Origin of the sequence: Pseudomonas sp. R3-57, from assembly GCF_051132065.1 — a bacterium.
GTDB lineage: Bacteria > Pseudomonadota > Gammaproteobacteria > Pseudomonadales > Pseudomonadaceae > Aquipseudomonas.
The window spans coordinates 886794-907208 of sequence record NZ_CP071655.1 but is presented as its reverse complement, the minus strand read 5'-3'; the positions used below and the strand labels follow the sequence as shown (position 1 = coordinate 907208).

19 protein-coding genes and 1 pseudogene are annotated in these 20415 nt (G+C 60.3%); 11 read left to right on the top strand and 9 right to left on the bottom strand.

Annotation, left to right across the window (positions count from 1 at the left end):
- Positions 1–11 precede the first annotated feature (11 nt).
- Both J3P93_RS04210 and J3P93_RS04205 read left to right on the top strand, forming a co-directional pair.
- A complete protein-coding gene (locus tag J3P93_RS04210; protein ID WP_434598285.1) occupies positions 12–725 on the top strand; it encodes an autoinducer binding domain-containing protein in 714 nt (237 codons plus the stop codon).
- A 174-nt stretch (positions 726–899) separates the two neighbouring features.
- Complete coding sequence (locus J3P93_RS04205) at positions 900–2024, top strand: methyltransferase (protein WP_434595341.1); 1125 nt, start codon at positions 900–902, stop codon at positions 2022–2024.
- Positions 2025–2098: 74 nt separating this feature from the next.
- Here J3P93_RS04205 and J3P93_RS04200 read toward each other — a convergent pair whose 3' ends face one another.
- The 3 genes from J3P93_RS04200 to J3P93_RS04190 all read right to left on the bottom strand — a co-directional run bounded on the left by J3P93_RS04200 (position 2099) and on the right by J3P93_RS04190 (position 4807).
- A complete protein-coding gene (locus J3P93_RS04200) occupies positions 2099–2266 on the bottom strand; it encodes a DUF2474 domain-containing protein (protein WP_150706869.1) in 168 nt (55 codons plus the stop codon).
- A gap of 84 nt (positions 2267–2350) precedes the next feature.
- Positions 2351–3358 carry a cytochrome d ubiquinol oxidase subunit II gene (cydB, locus tag J3P93_RS04195; protein ID WP_434595338.1) on the bottom strand — a complete coding sequence of 336 codons (1008 nt, stop codon included), beginning with the start codon at positions 3356–3358 and terminating at the stop codon, positions 2351–2353.
- Between the two features lie 3 nt (positions 3359–3361).
- Positions 3362–4807 carry a cytochrome ubiquinol oxidase subunit I gene (locus J3P93_RS04190; protein ID WP_434595335.1) on the bottom strand — a complete coding sequence of 482 codons (1446 nt, stop codon included), beginning with the start codon at positions 4805–4807 and terminating at the stop codon, positions 3362–3364.
- A gap of 392 nt (positions 4808–5199) precedes the next feature.
- On the opposite strand from J3P93_RS04190, the gene J3P93_RS04185 reads away from it, so the two are divergent.
- Positions 5200–6438, top strand: coding sequence for an MFS transporter (locus J3P93_RS04185; protein ID WP_434595332.1), 1239 nt, complete (start codon positions 5200–5202; stop codon positions 6436–6438).
- Positions 6439–6550: 112 nt separating this feature from the next.
- A complete protein-coding gene (locus J3P93_RS04180; RefSeq protein WP_434595330.1) occupies positions 6551–6838 on the top strand; it encodes a HigA family addiction module antitoxin in 288 nt (95 codons plus the stop codon).
- 5 nt (positions 6839–6843) lie between these two features.
- Here the strand turns inward: J3P93_RS04180 and J3P93_RS04175 are convergent, their stop codons facing one another.
- Complete coding sequence (locus tag J3P93_RS04175; RefSeq protein ID WP_434595327.1) at positions 6844–7395, bottom strand: DJ-1 family glyoxalase III; 552 nt, start codon at positions 7393–7395, stop codon at positions 6844–6846.
- Between the two features lie 66 nt (positions 7396–7461).
- Positions 7462–7911: a DUF4879 domain-containing protein gene (locus tag J3P93_RS04170; RefSeq protein ID WP_434595325.1), complete on the bottom strand. Its 450-nt coding sequence runs from the start codon at positions 7909–7911 to the stop codon at positions 7462–7464.
- A gap of 222 nt (positions 7912–8133) precedes the next feature.
- Between J3P93_RS04170 and J3P93_RS04165 the strand changes: the two genes are divergently transcribed.
- Both J3P93_RS04165 and trmA read left to right on the top strand, forming a co-directional pair.
- Positions 8134–9429: an NCS2 family permease gene (locus tag J3P93_RS04165; protein WP_434595322.1), complete on the top strand. Its 1296-nt coding sequence runs from the start codon at positions 8134–8136 to the stop codon at positions 9427–9429.
- Positions 9426–10505 (top strand): tRNA (uridine(54)-C5)-methyltransferase TrmA, encoded by a 1080-nt coding sequence (trmA, locus tag J3P93_RS04160; RefSeq protein WP_434595319.1) that lies wholly within the window; start codon positions 9426–9428, stop codon positions 10503–10505. Before J3P93_RS04165 ends, trmA begins: the two co-directional genes overlap by 4 nt.
- Positions 10506–10559: 54 nt before the next feature.
- On the opposite strand, the pseudogene J3P93_RS04155 reads toward trmA, so the two are convergent.
- Positions 10560–11005 (bottom strand): annotated as a pseudogene (locus tag J3P93_RS04155) (DUF2442 domain-containing protein).
- Between the two features lie 392 nt (positions 11006–11397).
- On the opposite strand from J3P93_RS04155, the gene aroQ reads away from it, so the two are divergent.
- Entirely contained in the window at positions 11398–11856 is a 459-nt protein-coding gene (aroQ, locus tag J3P93_RS04150; RefSeq protein ID WP_093098129.1) for a type II 3-dehydroquinate dehydratase, read from the top strand.
- Positions 11843–12697: a shikimate dehydrogenase gene (locus tag J3P93_RS04145; protein WP_434595317.1), complete on the top strand. Its 855-nt coding sequence runs from the start codon at positions 11843–11845 to the stop codon at positions 12695–12697. Before aroQ ends, J3P93_RS04145 begins: the two co-directional genes overlap by 14 nt.
- Positions 12698–12810: 113 nt before the next feature.
- On the opposite strand, the gene J3P93_RS04140 is transcribed toward J3P93_RS04145, so the two are convergent.
- Together J3P93_RS04140 and quiC are read right to left on the bottom strand one after the other, a co-directional pair.
- Positions 12811–13488, bottom strand: coding sequence for a TetR/AcrR family transcriptional regulator (locus J3P93_RS04140; protein WP_434595314.1), 678 nt, complete (start codon positions 13486–13488; stop codon positions 12811–12813).
- Between the two features lie 101 nt (positions 13489–13589).
- Positions 13590–15491 carry a 3-dehydroshikimate dehydratase QuiC gene (quiC, locus tag J3P93_RS04135; RefSeq protein WP_434595312.1) on the bottom strand — a complete coding sequence of 634 codons (1902 nt, stop codon included), beginning with the start codon at positions 15489–15491 and terminating at the stop codon, positions 13590–13592.
- 272 nt (positions 15492–15763) lie between these two features.
- Here quiC and J3P93_RS04130 point away from each other — a divergent pair, with 272 nt between their 5' ends.
- Entirely contained in the window at positions 15764–17101 is a 1338-nt protein-coding gene (locus J3P93_RS04130) for an MFS transporter (protein ID WP_203419584.1), read from the top strand.
- Positions 17102–17227: 126 nt separating this feature from the next.
- On the opposite strand, the gene J3P93_RS04125 is transcribed toward J3P93_RS04130, so the two are convergent.
- Positions 17228–18106: a DMT family transporter gene (locus J3P93_RS04125; RefSeq protein WP_090286526.1), complete on the bottom strand. Its 879-nt coding sequence runs from the start codon at positions 18104–18106 to the stop codon at positions 17228–17230.
- A gap of 371 nt (positions 18107–18477) precedes the next feature.
- On the opposite strand from J3P93_RS04125, the gene ypfJ reads away from it, so the two are divergent.
- Positions 18478–19362, top strand: a complete 885-nt coding sequence (ypfJ, locus tag J3P93_RS04120) for a KPN_02809 family neutral zinc metallopeptidase (protein ID WP_434595308.1) — start codon at positions 18478–18480, stop codon at positions 19360–19362.
- Complete coding sequence (locus J3P93_RS04115) at positions 19363–20316, top strand: alpha/beta fold hydrolase (RefSeq protein WP_434595306.1); 954 nt, start codon at positions 19363–19365, stop codon at positions 20314–20316. It abuts the gene before it with no gap.
- Positions 20317–20415 lie beyond the last annotated feature (99 nt).

The following is a 20415-nucleotide window of genomic DNA, read 5'->3' as shown; positions in this document are numbered from 1 at the left end:
AGCGTTTCATTATGGAAACATGGAAGGAATCACAGCTGAAACAACTGACGTTTGCCAAGGGCATCGATGCTGCTTATCCGATACTGCTGCGATTTGCCGAAAATCTCGGGTTCAATTTTTGTGCGATTTCAGTTGTTCCATTACACCGCGACATGCAGCTCAAGCCCTTGCAAATCAATAACTATCCAGAAGAGTGGAACAGTCAATATGAACAGAACAGTTACATAAAAACAGACCCCTTGATATCACACTGCAATCACTCCATGTCACCCATAGTCTGGACTGAATCGTTGTTTACAGAATCCCACGACATATGGCTGGGCTTGCAAAAACATGGATTGCAGAATGGCTGGTCGCAGTCCTTTCATCATGAACCAAGTGGTTTGTGCAGTATTATCAGCCTGGCGCGCAGACACTGTTCCATCAGCCCATTGGAGCTGTATGAGCATTTTGGCTATATGTTTTATGCCAGCAGCCACTTGAGTGAACTGTTCGCCCGGACCCTGCCGGCAGAAGCGCTCAGGCCCCGCAACCCTCAGCTCTCTACGCGAGAACTGCAGGTTTTGAAACTGTCAGCCGTTGGCAAGACCGCCTATGAAATCTCGAAAATCCTCAGCCTCAGCGAACGCACGGTGAATTACCACGTGCAGAACCTGATCATAAAGCTCAACGTCTGCAACAAGATTTCCGCCGTTATCGCAGCCGCCAGAGCCGGCATCATCTGATCGGCCAGCCGCGCTTTCCTTGTAATCACACGGGTAATGCCAAAGAAATAAACGTAACATTCGTAACCTTCCTGAGTGATGACGCCAGCAGAATGCGTTGCCTTACACTCGGTCGGTTCCGCCGCACACGCCAGGGCTGCGGAATATCCGTTGATCATCCCTGAGTCCCGCCCCATGCCTTTGCTTGAAACGCCCTTCGCCCAACTCGACCTGATCCGCCAGCCTGAGCAGCAGAACGAACCGCTGCAAGCCTTCGATGCCGCCGACGAGTACCTGCTCAATCATCTCGCGGCGCAGCAACCGACGGCCGACACCCGTGTGCTGGTGCTCAACGACAGCTTCGGCGCACTGGCCGCCAGCCTGCTCGGCAAGGTCAAGGTCAGCAGCAGCAGCGACTCGTTTCTCGGCTTTCAAGGGCTGGAGAAAAACCTGCTGCGCAACGGCCAGGCGTTCGATGCGGTGCGCGGTATCCCGGCGAGCGAGCCTTTGGTCGGGCCGTTCGACCGGGTCCTGATCCGGGTGCCGAAAACCCTCGCGCTGCTGGAAGAACAATTGATCCGCCTGCAAGGGCAACTCGCGCCCGGCGCCGAAGTGATCGCCGCTGCGATGGTCAAGCACCTGCCGCGCGCCGCCGGTGACCTGCTCGAACGTTACATTGGTCCGGTGCAGGCCTCGCTGGCGGTGAAGAAGGCCCGCCTGCTGATTGCCGCGCCTGAAGCCAAGGCTGCCGTCGTCTCGCCCTACCCTACGCGCTATCGCCTCGACGAGCCGCCGATCGAACTGCTCAACCACGCCAACGTGTTCTGCCGCGAAGGGCTGGACATCGGCACCCGGGCCTTCCTCCCGCATTTGCCGAAAAACCTCGGCCAGGCCCGAGTCGCCGATCTCGGCTGTGGCAACGGTGTATTGGCCATCGCCAGTGCTTTGCAAAATCCGGATGCGCATTACACGCTGGTCGACGAGTCATTCATGGCGGTGCAATCGGCCCTGGAAAACTGGCGGGCCGCACTGGGCGATCGCGAGGTAATCGTGCGTGCCGCCGATGGCCTGGCCGGACAAGAAGCGCAATCGCTGGATGTGGTGCTGTGCAACCCGCCGTTCCATCAACAGCAGGTGGTCGGCGACTTCCTCGCCTGGCGCATGTTCCAGCAGGCGCGCGAAGCGCTGGTGGTCGGCGGTGCACTGTACATCGTCGGCAACCGCCATCTGGGTTACCACAGCAAACTGGCGCGGCTGTTCCGTGGCGTCGAGCAAGTGGCGGCGACGCCAAAGTTCGTCATCCTCAAAGCGCGCAAATAAACCCGCAGACGAAAAAAACCCTCCGCAAGGAGGGTTGGCAAATCCGTACCCGAAGGCGCCGGGGCAGGATGATTTCAGTGCGTGGTCAGGCCTGCTGCGTTCATGAACATGCGCATCAGGCTGGCGGCGATAAACAGCACACCCACGCTACCGACCCAGATCAGGGCCAGCCAGCCGAGCCGCTGCCACAGCGGTTTCTTTTCGGCTTGTTCAATGTCGTGCAGGGAATGTTTGCCGGTCATTGCATCGATCTCCGTTAAGTCAAGGCGTCACTGAGGACGCCCTCGCGAGCAGGCTCGCTCCCACAAGAGAAGCCCAGCAGCAGACTAGTGATAACCGTCTTCATGGGTCACCTTGCCGCGGAACACGTAGTAGCTCCAGAAGGTGTAACCCAGGATGAACGGAATGATGAACAGCGTGCCCACCAACATGAAGCCCTGACTTTGCGGCGGTGCCGCGGCGTCCCAGATCGAGATCGATGGCGGCACGATGTTCGGCCACAGGCTGATGCCCAGACCGCTGTAGCCAAGGAAGATCAGCACCAGCGTCAGCAGAAACGGCGTGTAGTTGGCGTTACGCGCCACGGCACGGATCAAGCCGTACAAAGTGATCAGCACCAGAATTGGTACTGGCATGAACCAGAACAGATTGGGCATGCTGAACCAGCGCGAGGCGATTTCCGGATGCGACAACGGCGTCCACAGACTGACAATCCCGATCACCGCCAGCAGCACGAATGCCAGTGGCCGCGCCAGATCGTGCATCTGCTCTTGCAGCTTGCCTTCGGTCTTCATGATCAGCCAGGTGCAGCCGAGCAAGGCATAGGCGACCACCAGGGCGGCGCCGCAGAACAGCGTGAACGGGGTTAACCAGTCCATCGAGCCCCCGGCGAACTGGCGGTTGACCACCGGCAAGCCGTCGATGAACGCCCCCAGCGCCACGCCCTGGAAGAACGTCGCCGCGATTGAGCCGCCGATGAACGCCTTGTCCCACAGATGACGTTTTTCATCCTTGGCCTTGAAGCGGAACTCGAATGCCACGCCGCGAAAGATCAGCCCCATCAGCATGAAGATCAGCGGCAGGTACAGCGCTGACAACACCACCGAATACGCCAGCGGAAACGCGCCGAATAATGCGGCGCCGCCGAGTACCAGCCAGGTTTCGTTGCCGTCCCAGACCGGGGCGACGGTGTTCATCATCACGTCACGGTCGGTCTTGCCCGGAACGAACGGGAAGAGAATCCCGATGCCCAGGTCGAAACCGTCCATGACCACGTACATCATGATGCCGAAGATGATGATCACGGCCCAGATCAGCGGAAGATCAATACCCATGGCTCAAATCTCCTTGGTCAAGCGAGTGTTGTCTTCGTGTTCGCCATCGGCCGGATCATCGGCAGCGGACAACGGACGCGCCGGGGTGCGCTTCTTGCCCGGACCACCGTCCGGCGTACCGGTGCCCTCGCTGAGCTTCGGACCTTTGCGCACCAGGCGCATCATGTAGCCGAGGCCGGCGCCAAACAGGGCGAAATACACTACGACGAACATGATCAGGGTGATGCTCATCTGCAGGAAGCTGTGATTGGACGAGGCGTCCGCGGTGCGCATCAGGCCGTAGACCACCCACGGCTGACGGCCGATCTCGGTAGTGAACCAGCCCGCCAGAATCGCGATCAGGCCGGACGGGCCCATCCACAGCGCCAGATGCAGGAACGGCCGCGAGGTATACAGCGAGTCACGTTTGCGCAGCCACAAACTCCACAGACCGGTGAAGATCATCAGGAAACCGAGGCCGACCATGACCCGGAACGACCAGAACACGATGGTCGAATTCGGCCGGTCTTCTGGCGGAAATTCCTTCAGCGCCGGTACTTGTTTGTCCAGCGAGTGGGTCAGGATCAGGCTGCCGAGGTAGGGAATCTCTACGGCAAATTTAGTGCGTTCTTCTTTCATGTCCGGCCAGCCGAACAGAATCAGCGGCGTTGCTTCGTCACCGTGGTTTTCCCAGTGACCTTCAATGGCAGCAATTTTCGCCGGTTGATGCTTGAGGGTATTGAGTCCATGGAAGTCGCCGATGACCGCCTGGATCGGCGCAACGATCAGCGCCATCCACATGGCCATCGAGAGCATGGTGCGAATCGCCGGATTGTCCCGGCCGCGCAGCAAATGCCAGGCCGCTGACGAGCCGACAAAGAAAGCCGTAGCGATGAACGCCGCCGTCGCCATGTGCAGCAGGCGATACGGGAACGAAGGGTTGAAGACGATGGCCAGCCAGTCGGTCGGGATAACCTGACCGTTGACGATCTCGAAGCCCTGCGGAGTTTGCATCCAGCTGTTGGAAGCGAGAATCCAGAACGTCGAGATCAGCGTGCCGATCGCCACCATGACCGTGGAGAAAAAGTGCAGCCCGCGCCCGACCTTGTTCCAGCCGAACAGCATGACGCCGAGGAAACCGGCTTCGAGGAAGAACGCCGTGAGAACTTCATAAGTCAGCAGTGGCCCAGTGACGGCACCGGCGAAGTCCGAGAAGCGACTCCAGTTGGTGCCGAACTGGTAGGCCATGACCAGGCCGGAGACCACGCCCATGCCGAAGTTGACGGCAAAAATCTTCGACCAGAAGTGGTAAAGGTCACGGTAGGTGTCGTTTCGAGTCTTCAGCCACAGACCTTCGAGCACCGCCAGGTAGCTCGCCAGGCCAATGGTGATGGCCGGGAACAGAATGTGGAACGAGATGGTGAACGCGAACTGAATTCGGGCGAGATCGAGAGCCTCTAAACCGAACATATGGCTTCCTCTGTCAGGTAATACGGGTGGCAGACCCGGAGGCCTGCACCACTGCCCCCACGGATATGGAGTGCGGCGAATTCGGATTCGTTCTTTTTTTACAGCCATCGCAACGCAGGGAGTCTGGCCAACTGGCCGTCAGATCAAACCCTCGTGAGGTGTTGATCTGGATCAAGCAACGTTAAAAGAGTAGTCCCATTTTTGCCGTTGAACGGCGTGGTCGTTTGCCGCGTGACAAGTTGCCTCATCGTCCTGGCAGGGCATTTGCCGGTGGCTTCGCAAGCTGACGGGGACAATTCGATGTCTGGCTAAGTAAATTTTTCACTCATAGCAACTTCCTGTTACAGACTGGTGATAATCTCGCGATTCCCTCGAGCCAGACCTGCCTTCAGATGCCCAGCCAAGAGCCCCTGCTGTTACGTCACCATCGTCCGTTTCTCGCTTTTTGGTTCGCGCGGATTTTCACCGCCAGCGGTTTCCAGATGCTCACCGTAGCGATTGGCTGGAACCTTTATCAACTGACCGGCAACGTTCTCGACCTGGGTCTGGTCGGTCTGGTCGAGTTTGCCCCGCGGGTGCTGTTCATGCTGCACACCGGGCATGTCGCCGACCGCTATGACCGGCGCAAGGTTGCAGCGCTTTGCCAGTCGCTGCAGGCGATGATCGCCCTTGCACTGGCGATCGGCAGCGCCACCGATCACGTCACCCGCGAAATGATCTTCATCCTCGCGTTCCTCCTCGGTGCGGCGCGTTCGTTCGAGATGCCGACCACCCAGGCATTGCTGCCGAGCATCGTGCCCAGCGCGCTGTTCCCACGGGCAGTGGCGGCAGCGCAGTCGGCGCAACAGTCGGCGACGATCATCGCGCCAGCCCTCGGTGGCTTGCTCTACGCGTTCGGCAGCGTCTGGGTCTACGGTCCGACCGTGCTGCTCTATGTGATTGCCTGCACCCTGATGCTGAACTTGCCCGCGCGGCAAACACCGCTGAACAAAGGCAAAGCCACCCTGGATTCGTTGCTCGCAGGGATCCGCTTCATTCGCAGCCGCCAGGACATTCTCGGGGCGATTTCGCTGGACCTGTTTGCGGTGTTGCTCGGCGGCGCCACGGCGCTGTTGCCGGTATTCGCCAAGGACATTCTCCTGACTGGCCCGTGGGGCCTCGGCCTGCTGCGCTCGGCACCGGCGGTCGGCGCACTGGCGATGTCGCTGTTCCTCGCGCGGTTTGCCGTGGAACGCAACGTCGGCCGCGTGATGTTCACCGCAGTTGGCGTGTTCGGCGTCGCGACCATTGCCTTCGGCCTGTCGACCTCGTTCTGGTTCTCATTGGCGGTGCTGGTGGTGCTCGGCGCGGCGGACATGATCAGCATGGTCATCCGCGCCTCCTTCGTCCAGCTGGAAACCCCCGACGAAATGCGCGGCCGGGTCAGCGCGGTCAACGGCCTGTTCATCGGCGCCTCGAACCAGCTGGGCGAATTCGAATCCGGCCTCACCGCCCACTGGTTCGGCACCGTCCCGGCGGTGGTCATGGGCGGGATCGGCACGCTGGTGGTGACAGGTACATGGATCAAACTGTTTCCGACCCTGGCCAACCGGGACCGGATGCATGTGCCGGTGGAAGAGACGAAGGTCTGATTTCACCGACAACCTCAGCAGCAAGCACAAACAAGTCGACAGAGTGCGGTACATATTTACCGCACTGAGTGTAATGTATCGCATTACACTCGAACCTCGGCCAAATCACCTCATGCCCATGCACAACCCGCCACACCCTGGTGAAACATTGTTGATGGATGTTTTACCCGAACTAGGGATCAGCGTTACCGAATTGGCGCGGCATCTGGGCTTTGCGCGCCCACATCTTTCGCGTGTATTGCACGGACATGCGCCGATCAGCCCGGATCTGGCCGTGCGACTTGAGCGTGCAGGCATTGGCAAGGCGCGCATGTGGCTAGGCGTTCAAACTGACTATGATCTGTGGCAAGCAGAGCATCGGGAGCAGCCGGCCATTGAGCGCCTCGCGGTACACGCCTGACGACTTCAAGCCCGCAAATCACTGGCCACTTTCGCCCGCAACCCCTTGCCACCAAGCTGCTCGACCAGCGTCAGGGCGAACTCCAATGCGGCGCCGGAACCCTGTGCAGTGACGCAGTTGCCATCGACCACCACCGGTTGGTCAACAAACGTACAACCCGCCAGTTGATGACTGGCGCCGGGCAAACAGGTCATGCGGCGTTGGCGCAGCACGCCGAAGGCTTGCAGGGCGACGGCCGGGGATTCGCCGATGGCGGCGAACAGGCGTCCGGCGCTGGCCTGATCCTTGAGCAATTGTTGCAAGGGTTGATGCGCCGCCAGGTGCTGTGAGCCGACGGCGCCGCCGGGCAGGACAATCAGATCGAAGCTTTGCGCCAACACATCGACCAGCATGCCGTCGGCGGTCAGGCGCGTACCGCGGGCGCAGGTGAGCATGCGTCGGCCTTCGATGCTGGCGGCGACCACTTCGATTTCGGCGCGACGCAGCACGTCGATCAATGTCACGCTTTGCAGATCATCGATGCCCTCGGCGAGGGTAATCAGCACTCTTGAAGTCATGGGCGTTATCCACAGGGTGATCCTTCAAGCGTAGTCAGCTTCCCCCGGATCGCGCAGCGCCAGCCGTTACTTGATGTAAAGCTGGGTCGACATCGTATTGCGCGGGGCGTTGATCGAGGTGTTGCTGAAGCTGAAGGTGCCGTCCTGTTTCCCAGCCAGATCGAAGGTATACAGCGAACCGACAGTTTTGCGCCCGGGCGTGCATTCGGTCAGATTGCCATTGTCGTACGCACACACCGGGGAACGGTAGCCGTTGACTTCGAAACCATTCAGCGTGGCCTGTGGCTGGTTCTGGCCGTAACCGACTTCCAGCACATAGACCTTGATGCTCGGCCCGCTGTGATTGCATTGGGTCTGCGGCTGGTTATCGGCGATGTCTTCCAGACCACAGCTCGGCGATTGCACCTTGATGACTTTCACCTGCGTCAACGCTGCCGCCGGAGCGGCCCACGTCATCGGAGCTGCAGCCATCAGCACCGCCATCAAGCCCAAACCTGCCACCGCGCCCTTGCTCATGCGTCGCTCACCCGGAAAAATTCAGCGCGCAGTATGGCGCAGTTGTCCGCTGCGCAAAACTTCGCCGACGATCGACACCGACAACCGCCATATTGCTCACGCTGCTGGTATGATGCGCGGCTTTTTCCGGCCCAGCACAATTTTCCAGGCGCTTGCGATGGTCTGTGCTTTGCTGTTGAGGTCGATACATTCACGGCGCCATGCGCGCCACGGGGAGCAGACATGCTGGAAAGGCTGTTTCAACTCAAGGCACACAACACCAACGTGCGCACCGAGATTCTCGCGGGCATCACCACGTTTCTGGCCATGGCCTACATTCTGTTCGTCAACCCGAGCATTCTCGGCGAGACCGGCATGGACAAGGGTGCGGTGTTCGTTGCCACCTGTCTGGCGGCCGCCATCGGCTCGACGGTCATGGGACTGATCGCCAACTACCCGATCGCCCTCGCACCGGGCATGGGCCTGAACGCCTTCTTCACCTACACCGTGGTCCTGCACATGGGCCACACCTGGCAAGTGGCGCTGGGTGCGGTGTTCATCTCCGCCGTGCTGTTTTTCCTGCTGTCGATCTTCCGCATCCGTGAGTGGATCATCAACAGCATCCCGCTGCCGCTGCGTTCGGCGATTGCGGCCGGTATCGGCCTGTTCCTCGCGTTGATCGCCCTGCACAACGCCGGCATCGTCGTCAGCAACCCGGCGACCATGGTCGGCCTCGGTGACCTCAAAGCACCGGCACCGATCCTCGCTACCCTCGGCTTCGCCCTGATCGTCGGGCTTGAAGCACTGAAAGTGCGCGGCGCGGTGCTGATCGGCATTCTCGCGGTGACGATCGTGTCGATCGTCATGGGCTTCACGCCGTTCGGCGGCGTCACCTCGATGCCACCCTCGCTGGCCCCGACGTTCCTGCAGCTGGATATCAACGGCGCACTGAACATCGGTCTGGTCAGCGTGATCTTCGCCTTCCTGTTCGTCGACCTGTTCGACAATTCAGGTACCCTGATCGGCGTCGCCAAGCGCGCCGGCCTGATGGGCAAGGACGGCCACATGCCGAAAATGGGGCGTGCGCTGATCGCCGACAGCACCGCGGCCATGGCCGGCTCGCTGCTGGGCACCTCGACCACCACCAGCTACATCGAATCCGCCGCTGGCGTGAGTGCCGGTGGCCGCACAGGCCTGACCGCCATCGTGGTGGCGATTCTGTTCCTGCTGGCGCTGTTCTTCTCGCCACTGGCGGCCAGCGTTCCGGCATTCGCCACCGCACCGGCACTGCTGTTCGTCGCCGTGCTGATGACTTCTGGCCTGGCGGAAATAGACTGGGACGACATCACCGTCGCCGCGCCGGTCGTGGTCACCGCGCTGGCCATGCCGTTCACTTACTCGATCGCCAACGGCATCGCATTCGGCTTCATTTCCTGGACCGTGATCAAGCTGCTGTCGGGCCGCGCTCGCGAGCTGAACCCGGCGCTGGTGATCCTGTCGATTCTGTTCGTGATCAAGCTGGGTTGGTTCAACGCATGACTTTCGATTCCCAGGCCTACGCCGAACAACTTCAAGCCAAGGTCACGCGTTTGCGTGACCTGCTGGCGCCGTTCGATGCTCCCGAGCCGTCGGTGTTCGATTCGCCGCTGCAGAACTTCCGTCTGCGCGCCGAATTCCGTCTGTGGCGCGAGGCCGGTGAGCGGCACTACGCGATGTTTTCCCAGGACGACAAACGCACACCGATCCTCATCGAAGCGTTTCCGATCGCCAGCCTGCGCATCAACCTGTTGATGCCGCAACTGAAGGCTGCGTGGCAGGCCAGTTCGGCGCTGAGCCACAAGCTGTTTCAGGTGGAATTTCTCACCACGCTGTCCGGCGACGCGATGATCACCCTGTGTTATCACCGCCCGCTGGATGAACACTGGCATGCCGCTGCAACGCAGTTGTCGGCGGATCTGGGCGTCAGCATCATCGGCCGTTCGAAGGGCAAACGCGAAGTCCTGGGCCTCGATTATGTGGTCGAGAAACTCGACGTCGGCGGCCGCACCTTCAGCTATCGCCAGCCGGAAGGCGCGTTCACTCAGCCCAACGGCACGGTGAACCAGAAGATGCTCAACTGGGCGTACGAAGCGCTGGGCGATCGGCCTGACGATCTGCTGGAGTTGTACTGCGGCAACGGCAACTTCACCCTGCCGCTCGCCACTCGCGTGCGCAAAGTACTAGCCACCGAAATCAGCAAGACTTCGGTCAACGCCGCGTTGAGCAACCTCAGCGAAAACGCTGTGGATAACGTCACTCTGGTGCGCTTGTCCGCCGAGGAGTTGACCGAAGCCCTCAACGAAGTGCGCCCGTTCCGCCGCCTGCACGGCATCGACCTGAAAAGCTACGAGTTCGGCAGCGTCTTCGTCGACCCGCCACGCGCCGGCATGGACCCGGACACCTGCGAGCTGACCCGGCGCTTCGACAACATCCTGTACATCTCCTGCAACCCGGAAACCCTGGCCGCCAACATCGCCCAGTTGCACGACACGCACCGCATCACCCGCTGCGCACTGTTCGACCAGTTCCCGTGGACCCATCACATGGAATCGGGTGTGTTGCTGACCCGCCGTTGAGGCCAATGCCGGATACGAAAAAGCCGTCGTGATTGACGGCTTTTTTGTGCTCGCTTACACCGCAGGATCGGCCTTGCGGGGACGCCCGCCCTTTTTCCCGTTGGCTCGTGCCGCCGCCGACTTTGCCGCACTGCTTTGACGACCGTTACGCGACGCCACTACCGAGGCGGCCATGTGCATCAGCGATGGACTTGCTGAAATCATGCCGGCGATGGAGACGTCGAGGTCCTTGCCTGCATGGCAAAGCGCAGTGCCGGCGAAACCAATCGTCAGGTCCTCGTAATCCTGCGCATCGAAGCCGTCGAACTCAGGATAACGATCCACCGGCAGCAACACGCCGCTACCGTCTTCAAAACGAATGATCAGAGGGGCTTCTCAAAGGTGACAGACACCGCGTGAAAGCTGCCAGCGCGTCGTTCCTCTCCCAGTTTGATGGCCGCATCGAGCATTTCTTCCGTCAGCGGGCGATGTGCCGAAGGCTTCGCCTTGATGATTTTCATAATTGGATTTTCCACTCTTTACGGTTGCCAACCAATATCGGCAACCACCTTGTGCTTGCCAGACTAATAGCGCGCCGAAACGATCCTATGGGTCGTATCGGTGACCATCTAATTGCGCAGTACAACGAATCACCGTTAAGAGCCGCCTCAGCGCGCCCTAAGATAGCGTCGACGCGTATCAAGAATTGAAAAATATTCAGTTAAAAACGTAAGCAAAGCTGTCATGACATCCTGGTCAGCACTTTGACTGAAAATACTTTTGTGCGATCACCGAACACATAACGCCAAGGGTATTTTTTGTTCAATTGACCATGGTAACCATCTAGTACATTTTATCTCCACAGGCTGAAACCCTCGGCCAATGCCAAAAACAAAAAGTGGAGTTTGCCCCCATGTCCCCTATCGTTCTGGTGCTCAACGGCCCGAACCTGAACCTGCTCGGCACCCGTGAGCCGGCGACTTATGGCCATGAAACCCTGGCTGACATTTCTGCGTTATGCGGGCGTGCCGCTGAGGAATTCGGCCTGACGGTGGAGTTTCGCCAGACCAATCATGAAGGCGAATTGCTCGACTGGATTCACGCTGCCCGCGGCCGTTGCGCCGGAATTGTGATCAACCCGGCGGCGTGGACGCACACGTCGGTGGCGATTCGCGATGCGCTGGTGGCCAGTGAGTTGCCGGTAATCGAAGTGCACCTGTCCAACGTGCATGCTCGCGAGCCGTTCCGCCATCATTCGTTCGTCTCGGCGATTGCCACAGCGGTACTCTGCGGTTTTGGCAGCCATGGTTACCGCTTGGCGCTGGAGCATTTCAGCCAGCGGTTGCAGGGGGCGAAACATGGCGCGCGCTAATGCGGTACTCGCCGGGCTGATCGGCGCCGGTATTCAGGCTTCGCGTACACCGGTGTTGCATGAACACGAAGGTGATGCGCAGGGTCTGCGTTACCTGTACCGGTTGATCGATCTCGATCAATTGCACCTCGACAGCAACGCCCTGCCCGACCTGCTGCTGGCCGCCGAGCGCATGAACTACACCGGCCTGAACATCACCTTCCCGTGCAAGCAGGCGATCATCCCGCTGCTCGATGAACTGTCGCCGGAAGCGCGCGGGATCGGCGCGGTAAATACGGTGGTGTTGAAGGACGGCAAACGTATCGGTCACAACACCGACTGCCTCGGTTTTGCCGAAGGCTTTCGCCGGGGCCTGAAGGACGCGCCGCGCGAGCGTGTGGTGCAGATGGGCGCTGGCGGCGCTGGTGCGGCCGTAGCCCACGCGTTATTGAGCGAAGGCGTACAGCAACTGGACATTTTCGACGTCGACAGTGAGCGCGCCGAGAGTCTGGCATACAACCTCAATCAGCATTTCGGCGCCGATCGCGCCATCGCCGGGTGCGATCTGCCGAGCGCAATGAATCTGGCCGACGGCCTGGTCAACACCACGCCGATGGGCATGGCGAAACTGCCGGGCATGCCGGTGCCGGTCGAATTGCTGCGCACGGACCTGTGGGTGGCGGAGATTGTGTATTTCCCCCTGGAAACCGAACTGCTGCGCAACGCCCGCGCGCTCGGTTGCCGCACGCTGGACGGCGGCAACATGGCGGTATTTCAGGCGGTGAAAGCCTTTGAACTGTTCAGCGGCGTGGCGGCGGATGCGCAACGCATGCTGGCGCATTTTCAGAGCATGAATGACTGAACCCTGCCCCCCTTGTAGGAGTGAGCCTGCTCGCGATAGCGGTATGTCAGCTAAAAGTGTATTGACTGATATACCGCTATCGCGAGCAGGCTCACTCCTACAGGGGAATCGCGTCAGGCCTGCAGGTAACGCAACACCGACTCGCAAATCATCTCGCGGTGGCGCTGTTTGATCTGCGGATCGGGCAGATCGATCTGGAAGATCTCGCCCAGCGTATGGCGATTCGAGACGCGATAGAAGCAGAACGAACTGATCAGCAGATGCACGTCGAGCGCATTGATCCCGCGACGGAACAGCCCTTCGTCAGCACCTCTGTGCAAGATCGCGCCGAGGGTATCGAGGATCGTGTTGTTCAGCGCCTTGATCGCATCGGAGCGTTTCACGTATTCGGCGTTGTGGATATTTTCGATGCTGACGATGCGCACGAAATCGACGTTGTGGTCGTGGTGATCGAAGGTGAATTCCACCAATCGGCGGATCGCCATTTCCGGTGGCAGCTCGTCCAGGTGCAGACGGTTTTCGGTGCTGCGGATGTCGCCGTAGAGCTTTTCCAGCACCTCGACATACAACTGCTCCTTGCTGCCGAAGTAGTAATAGATCATGCGCTTGGAAGTGTGGATGCGCTCGGCGATCGCGTCGACACGCGCACCGGACAAGCCTTGCTGGACGAACTCGACGATCGCCTCCTGCAAAATGTTTTCGCGGGTCTTTTCCGGGTTGTTCTTGCGGCCCTTGCGCGGCTCTGTGGCGGCTGCGTCCGGGGCGACGGACAGTTCTGAATTCACGGTCATTGCGGGCTCACGGCCATCACTGCACAAGCGCCGATTATGGGCCGCGCGACACAGTGAAGGAAGCCGCGCAGCCTGCGTTTAACACCGCGTTTACGAATTTCCTACAACTTCGCCTGGCGCACCGCACCGCTGCGCGATTTGGCCATCGCCGCCAGACGTACGGCAACGTTGGCCGCGCCGTAACCGGCATAGCCGTTCTTGCGCTGGATGATCTCGAAGAAGAACCGTCCTTCGAATGGTTCGGTGTAGACGTGAAACAGTTCACCGCCCTGGGCATCGCGGTCGTACAGCACGTTGAAATACGCCAGTTCGCTGAGAAACTCGTCATCGAAATCGAAACGCGCCGCGAGGTCGTCGTAATAATTGAGTGGAATGTCCAGCAACGGCACGCCCGCCTCTTTGGCGCGACTGACTTCGGCGAAGATGTCATCACAATCGAAGGCAATGTGATGCACGCCAGAACCGCGATAACTCGACAGCGCGTGGGAAATCGCGGTGTTACGGTTCTCGGAGATGTTCAGCGGCAAGCGGATCGAACTGTCGCGGCTGCGCAAGGCGCGGCTCTTCACCAGGCCGTACGGGTCAGGCAGCACCACTTCGTCATCGGCCTCGAAGTCCAGCAGGCTTTTATAGAACAGCACCCAGCTGTCGAGGCTGTCTGCCGGAAGCGCCATGGCCATGTGATCGATGCGCTTGAGGCCGCCACGGGCCTGCGCGTCCGCGAGCAGATTGAAATCGGTGCCGTAGACGTCCGCCTCTTCATCCACCAGATAAATCAGGCTGCCGTCCGGCGCACGGACCGCCGCCAGTTCCAGTTCGTTGGGGCCGACCAGTCCACGATAAGGCTGACCTTTATAGGCAACGGCCCGGGCCAGCGCACTGGCGCTGTCCCTGACCCGTACCGCCGTGGCGCACAACGACGGGCCATGGGCTTCAAAGAAACTGTGCGCGAAGGAATACGGCTCGGAGTTGAGGATCAGGTTGATATCGCCCTGACGCAGCAGGCTGACGCTCTTGGAACGATGCTGCCCGGCCTTGACGAAACCGAGGCGCTCCAGCCAATGGCTGAGCTTGGCGCCCAGCGCCTCGTCGACGGCGAACTCGAGAAATTCGATGCCGTTGTATTCGCTGGCCTTCGGCGTTTCGAACAGAATCTCGCGATTGGACACCAGTTCGGCTTGCTGCTCGAGATGCTGGCGGGTCTTCTCTTCCAGATACAGCAGCGAGCGCAGACCATCGGCAGCATTGGCCCGCGGCGGCGCGGCGCGGAAGCCGTCATTGAAGATCTCCAGCGACAACGGCCCGCTGTAGCCGCTCTGAATGATCGGTGCGAGAAAGCCCGGCAGATCGAATTCGCCCTGCCCCGGGAAGCAACGGAAATGCCGGCTCCACTCCAGCACATCCATTTGCAGGATCGGCGCGTCGGCCATTTGCACGAAGAAGATCTTGTCGCCGGGAATCTCGGCAATCGCCGCGGGATCGCCCTTGAGCGACAAGGTGTGGAAGCTGTCGAGCAGCACGCCAAGGCTTGGATGATCGGCCTGACGCACGATGTCCCAGACCTGTTGATAAGTGTTGACGTGGCGGCCCCAGGCCAGCGCCTCGTAACCGATGCGCAAACCGCGGGCGCCGGCGCGTTCGGCCAGCAGGCGCAGGTCATCGACGAGAATCTGCTGATCACCGACGCTGTCGGCCGCGGCGTTGCTGCACACCAGCACCAGGTCGGTGCCGAGTTCCTGCATCAGGTCGAACTTGCGCTCGGCGCGTTCCAGATTGCGCGCCAGCCGATCACGGCGGCAGCCTTCGAAATCCCGGAACGGCTGAAACAACGTGATGGCGATGCCGAGGTCGGCGCACATCTGCTTGATTTCGCGCGGGCTACCGTCGTAATACAGCAGGTCGTTTTCGAAAATCTCCACGCCGTCGAACCCGGCGGCGGCGATAGCTTCGAGTTTTTCCGGCAGGGTGCCGCTCAAGGAAACGGTGGCAATGGAACGCTGCATGTTTGAACTCCCGCTGGAGACGGCGGCTGCGTGAGCCGCGCCGCTTTTATAGGATGAGCAAATTATTGGCTGCATCGTTTCCGGCAGCAATTTAAAGTGTACTACCCGGTTAGTTTTGCGTGCGATTATCGAACACAATGGCGGTTTGGCGAATTGACGATTTTTCGTCCACTGCCCAACATCGACCGCACATTGAGTCCGGATCTGAACCACCGGTCGCAGCGTGCAAGCAAAAGCACACCAAATAACAAATCCAAAAACGGGTGGAACACATGATTCCTTCACAGACTTCCCGCATGGCTCCGGCCATGAGCACTGCCACGGGTGGCATCGGCGACAAGATCCGCGGCGCCATGGCCGTCGGCAAGACCCGTTGGGGCATGCTGGCGCTGGTATTCTTCGCCACCACCCTGAACTACATCGACCGCGCCGCCCTCGGCGTCATGCAGCCGATCCTTGCAAAGGAGATGAGCTGGACGGCGATGGATTACGCCAACATCAACTTCTGGTTTCAGGTTGGCTACGCGATCGGTTTCGTCCTGCAAGGTCGCTTGATCGACCGTGTTGGCGTCAAGCGCGTGTTTTTCTGCGCGGTACTGCTGTGGAGCCTGGCCACCGGTGCCCACGGTCTGGCGACGTCGGCGGTCGGCTTCATGGTCTGCCGGTTCATCCTCGGCCTCACCGAAGCGGCCAACTACCCGGCCTGCGTAAAAACCACCCGCCTGTGGTTCCCGGCCGGCGAGCGCGCAGTCGCCACCGGCATCTTCAACGCCGGTACCAACGTCGGCGCGATGTTCACGCCGATGCTGCTGCCGCTGGTGCTGCATGTCTGGGGCTGGCAGGCGGCGTTCCTGTGCATGGCGGCACTGGGCGGGATCTGGCTGCTGTTCTGGGGTTTGAAGTATTTCAACCCGGAAGATCACCCGAGCGTGAAACAGTCGGAGCTGGACTACATTCAGCAAGAAGTCGAACCGGAGCAGGCCCGCGTGCCGTTCTCGAAAATCCTGCGGATGCGCGGCACCTGGGCCTTCGCCCTCGCCTACTCGCTGACCGCGCCGGTGTTCTGGTTCTATCTGTACTGGCTGCCGCCGTTTCTTAATCAGCAATACAACCTGGGCATCAACGTCACGCAGATGGGTATTCCGCTGATCATCATCTACGTCACGGCCGACTTCGGCAGTGTCGGCGGCGGCATTCTCTCGTCGTTCCTGATCGGTCGCGGGATGAACTCGATCAAGGCGCGGCTGCTGTCGATGTTGCTGTTCGCCTGCTGCATCATCGGCGTGGTCATGGCGGCCGGTACGGCGAATCTGTGGGTAGCGGTGGCGGCGATCTCGCTGGCGATCGGTGCGCACCAGGCCTGGACCGCGAACATCTGGAGCCTGGTAATGGACTATACGCCCAAGCACATGATGAGCACGGTGTTCGGTTTCGGCGGCATGTGCGCGGCCATCGGCGGGATGTTCATGACCCAGATCGTCGGCCATATCCTCACCGTCACCAACAATAACTACACCGTGTTGTTCACCCTGATTCCGGCGATGTATTTCCTTGCGCTGACGTGGATGTACTTCATGGCACCGCGCAAGATCCCGACTGTCAGCGAATAACCCTGCCTCGCAACCATCCCCTGTAGGAGTGAGCCTGCTCGCGATAGCGGTGCGTCAGTCGATGAAAATGTCGCCTGATCCGCCGCCATCGCGAGCAGGCTCACTCCAACATGGGGTTGCGTTTCTTCAGCGGCGGCTCTGCTGCCACGCCGCCGCCAGCCCGCTGCAACAGATCACTGCGATGCCGACCACCGTCAGCAAACTCGGCGTGTGACTGAACAGCAACCAGCCCAGCAACCCGGCAAACACGATCTGGCAATAACCGAACGGCGCCAGCAGCGCCGGCGCGGCATGCCTGAACGCCTGGGTCAGAAACAGGTGCGCAGTCATCCCGCAACTGCCCAGCGCCAGCATCAGCGCGGCGTGAGTCAGCGTTGGCACCTGCCAGAAGAACGGCACCAGCGCACTCATCACCAAGGTGTTGCACAACCCGGCGAAAAAGTTGCTGGTGGTCGGACTGTCGACTTCAGCGAGCTTGCGCGTCAGCAATTGATAGAAGCAGAAGAACAGCGCCGAACAGAACGGCAGCAGGATCGCCGGGGTGAACAATTCACCGCCGGGATGGACGATGATCAGCACACCAATAAAACCGCAGATCACCGCAATCCACTGCCCGCGCGTGACCCGTTCTTTGAGCAGCGGCACCGACAACGCCGTGACCAATACCGGGGCAAGAAAGTTGACCGCCGTAGCTTCGGCCAGCGGGATGTACAGCAGCGCCGTGGTGAAAAACAGACTGGTGCCGAGCAGGCACAGCGCGCGGGCCAGTTGCCACAACGGTTTTTTGGTGCGCAGCACGCGCAACCCGGATTGCGGCAGAAAGATCCCCGCCATCAACAAGGTGTGCACCACATAACGCGCCCACACCACCATTACGATGGGATAGAAACCGGAAAGGTATTTCGACAACGCGTCGTGGCTGGAAAACAGAAACGTCGCCACGACAATCAGCAGAATCCCCTTGAAGGGCTGGTTGACGCCGGAGAGCGGAGTGCTGACGGTCATTGGCAATCTCTGAGAACAATACGATGGCGATCGGCTGCGGCAAGCATAGCTGGCCGAGCTTTCAGCAAGCCGAACCGACCTGAAACATCTTCGCCGGGAAACCGCCGTTGAGCAAAAGAGCAAGGCAAGATTCCGGCCATGTCGGCGCGCAGCCTGCCCCATCACAGACTGCTGTCTAAAGTGCCAGTTCACGCAAATGCCCGGAGAAATTCTGCTGTGGATTGAATTTGCGGACCTGCCGACCGTCAATAACAAGCCCGCCCGACGCGGGCACTGGTGAATGGACGGACGACCGGACTGGCGCCACACTCACACAGCGGCAACACTCATCACCATCTGATTCATCACCGGCAATAAAAGAGGATTCCCACATGCTATGGAAAAAAGGCCGACGCAGTGACAACGTCGTCGACGCCCGGGGTGATGACTCAGGCGGTGGCGGCGGTATGCGTTTTGGCGGTGGCAAGGGCCTGAGCCTGGGGGCGATCCTGCTGATTGTCGGCATTGGCTGGATCACCGGCCAGGACCCGTTGCAGATTCTCGGTCAGTTGACCGGGCAAATGGAGCAACCGGCGCCGACCTCGCAAACCCGTCAGGCACCGCCGGCCAACGATGAGCAAGCCGAATTCGTCCGTTCGATCCTCGGCGATACCGAAGACACCTGGGGCGCGATTTTCCAGCAGGCCGGGCGGCAATACAAAGAGCCGACCCTGGTGCTGTTCAGCAATCGGGTCAATTCCGCCTGCGGCATGGCAACTTCGGCCAGCGGCCCGTTCTATTGCCCGGCCGACCAGAAAGTCTATCTGGACATGGCGTTCTTCCAGGAAATGTCGCAACGTTTCAAAGCCGCCGGCGACTTCGCCCAGGCCTACGTGATCGCGCACGAAGTCGGCCACCACGTGCAGACGCTGCTCGGCGTCTCGGCGAAAATGCAGACCGCGCGCCAGCAAGGTCGGCAGATGGAAGGCGACGGCGGTCTGTTGGTGCGGCAGGAACTGCAAGCCGACTGCCTCGCCGGCGTCTGGGCTTACAGCGCGCAGAAGCGTCTCAACTGGCTTGAGCCCGGCGATATCGAAGAAGCCTTGAACGCCGCCAACGCCATCGGTGATGATCGCCTGCAACAACAGGGTCAGGGCCGAGTCGTGCCAGACTCGTTTACCCACGGCACGTCGGCGCAAAGGGTGCGCTGGTTCAAAACCGGATTCGCGCAAGGCCAGGTCGGCCAGTGCGACACCTTCGCGGCGAAAAACCTGTAAATGCATAAATGGCTTTTGGCGTTAATGATCGTTGCTGGCACAGCGCAAGCTGCGGGTGTCGATGCGGTCAGCCCCGGTCGCTTGCAACTCAAGGCCGGAGAAATGGCGGTGGGCATCGGCCCGGCGCCAGAGAAAATCGAGCGCGTAGTGATCGTGGTTCATGGCCGCTTGCGCAACGCCGAGACTTACCGCAAGAGCGCGGAAAGCGCCACTGAACTGGCCGGGCAAAGCAGCCACACACTGGTGATCGCGCCGCAGTTTCTCAATGAAAGCGACGTCGCCCTGTATTCGCTGCCCGCGACAGTGCTGCGTTGGCAGGGCAACGATTGGATGGGCGGCGGCTTGTCGATCGGGCCGAATCCGTTGAGCTCCTACGCAGCCCTCGATGAGATCGTCGCGCGCGTCAGTGATCGCAAGCAGTTCCCCGATGTGAAGCAGGTGGTGATCTTCGGCCACTCCGGCGGCGCTCAGGTTGTGCAACGCTATGCCCTGCTCGCCAAGGACCAGCCAGCGCTGAAAATCAACGGCATCCGCTTGCGCTACGTCGTCGCCAATCCGTCCTCCTACGCCTATTTCAACGAGCAGCGGCCGGTGGCGTTCGATCATGCTGCCTGTCCGGGCTTCAATCGCTGGAAGTATGGCCTCGCCGACATGCCGGTGTACGCCGGTGGGCAAACGCCGCTGCAGGTGGAAAGCCGCTACGTCAAACGCGAAGTTATATATCTGCTCGGCCAGCAGGACACCGACCCCGAGCACCCGGCGCTGGACAAGAGCTGCGCTGCCGAGGCGCAAGGCGCTTATCGGTTGATGCGCGGCAAGCTGTATTTCGGGTATTTGCTGCGCCGGCATCCGGAAGGCGTCAACCAGCGGCTGATCGAAGTGCCTGGGGTCGGGCATAACGGCGATGAGATGCTGACCTCGGCGGAGGGGCAGAAGGCGTTGTTCGATCAGTGAGTTTTTATTGGATGTGCCGACGCTATCGCGAGCAGGCTCACTCCTACAGGGGGACGCATTTCAAATTGTAGGAGTGAGCCTGCTCGCGATGAGGCCATC

Bases quoted from the DNA above. Each gene is read 5' to 3' on its own strand.
- J3P93_RS04175 (WP_434595327.1), bottom strand. From the start codon at position 7,395: ATGACTTCAAGAGTGCTGATTACCCTCGCCGAGGGCATCGATGATCTG.
- quiC (WP_434595312.1), bottom strand. From the start codon at position 15,491: ATGCAGCGTTCCATTGCCACCGTTTCCTTGAGCGGCACCCTGCCGGAA.
- J3P93_RS04205 (WP_434595341.1), top strand. From the start codon at position 900: ATGCCTTTGCTTGAAACGCCCTTCGCCCAACTCGACCTGATCCGCCAG.
- J3P93_RS04165 (WP_434595322.1), top strand. From the start codon at position 8,134: ATGCTGGAAAGGCTGTTTCAACTCAAGGCACACAACACCAACGTGCGC.
- J3P93_RS04140 (WP_434595314.1), bottom strand. From the start codon at position 13,488: ATGACCGTGAATTCAGAACTGTCCGTCGCCCCGGACGCAGCCGCCACA.
- J3P93_RS04170 (WP_434595325.1), bottom strand. From the start codon at position 7,911: ATGAGCAAGGGCGCGGTGGCAGGTTTGGGCTTGATGGCGGTGCTGATG.
- aroQ (WP_093098129.1), top strand. From the start codon at position 11,398: ATGTCCCCTATCGTTCTGGTGCTCAACGGCCCGAACCTGAACCTGCTC.
- J3P93_RS04125 (WP_090286526.1), bottom strand. From the start codon at position 18,106: ATGACCGTCAGCACTCCGCTCTCCGGCGTCAACCAGCCCTTCAAGGGG.
- J3P93_RS04210 (WP_434598285.1), top strand. From the start codon at position 12: ATGGAAACATGGAAGGAATCACAGCTGAAACAACTGACGTTTGCCAAG.
- cydB (WP_434595338.1), bottom strand. From the start codon at position 3,358: ATGGGTATTGATCTTCCGCTGATCTGGGCCGTGATCATCATCTTCGGC.
- J3P93_RS04190 (WP_434595335.1), bottom strand. From the start codon at position 4,807: ATGTTCGGTTTAGAGGCTCTCGATCTCGCCCGAATTCAGTTCGCGTTC.
- J3P93_RS04200 (WP_150706869.1), bottom strand. From the start codon at position 2,266: ATGACCGGCAAACATTCCCTGCACGACATTGAACAAGCCGAAAAGAAA.
- J3P93_RS04130 (WP_203419584.1), top strand. From the start codon at position 15,764: ATGATTCCTTCACAGACTTCCCGCATGGCTCCGGCCATGAGCACTGCC.
- ypfJ (WP_434595308.1), top strand. From the start codon at position 18,478: ATGCTATGGAAAAAAGGCCGACGCAGTGACAACGTCGTCGACGCCCGG.
- J3P93_RS04145 (WP_434595317.1), top strand. From the start codon at position 11,843: ATGGCGCGCGCTAATGCGGTACTCGCCGGGCTGATCGGCGCCGGTATT.
- J3P93_RS04180 (WP_434595330.1), top strand. From the start codon at position 6,551: ATGCCCATGCACAACCCGCCACACCCTGGTGAAACATTGTTGATGGAT.
- trmA (WP_434595319.1), top strand. From the start codon at position 9,426: ATGACTTTCGATTCCCAGGCCTACGCCGAACAACTTCAAGCCAAGGTC.
- J3P93_RS04115 (WP_434595306.1), top strand. From the start codon at position 19,363: ATGCATAAATGGCTTTTGGCGTTAATGATCGTTGCTGGCACAGCGCAA.
- J3P93_RS04185 (WP_434595332.1), top strand. From the start codon at position 5,200: ATGCCCAGCCAAGAGCCCCTGCTGTTACGTCACCATCGTCCGTTTCTC.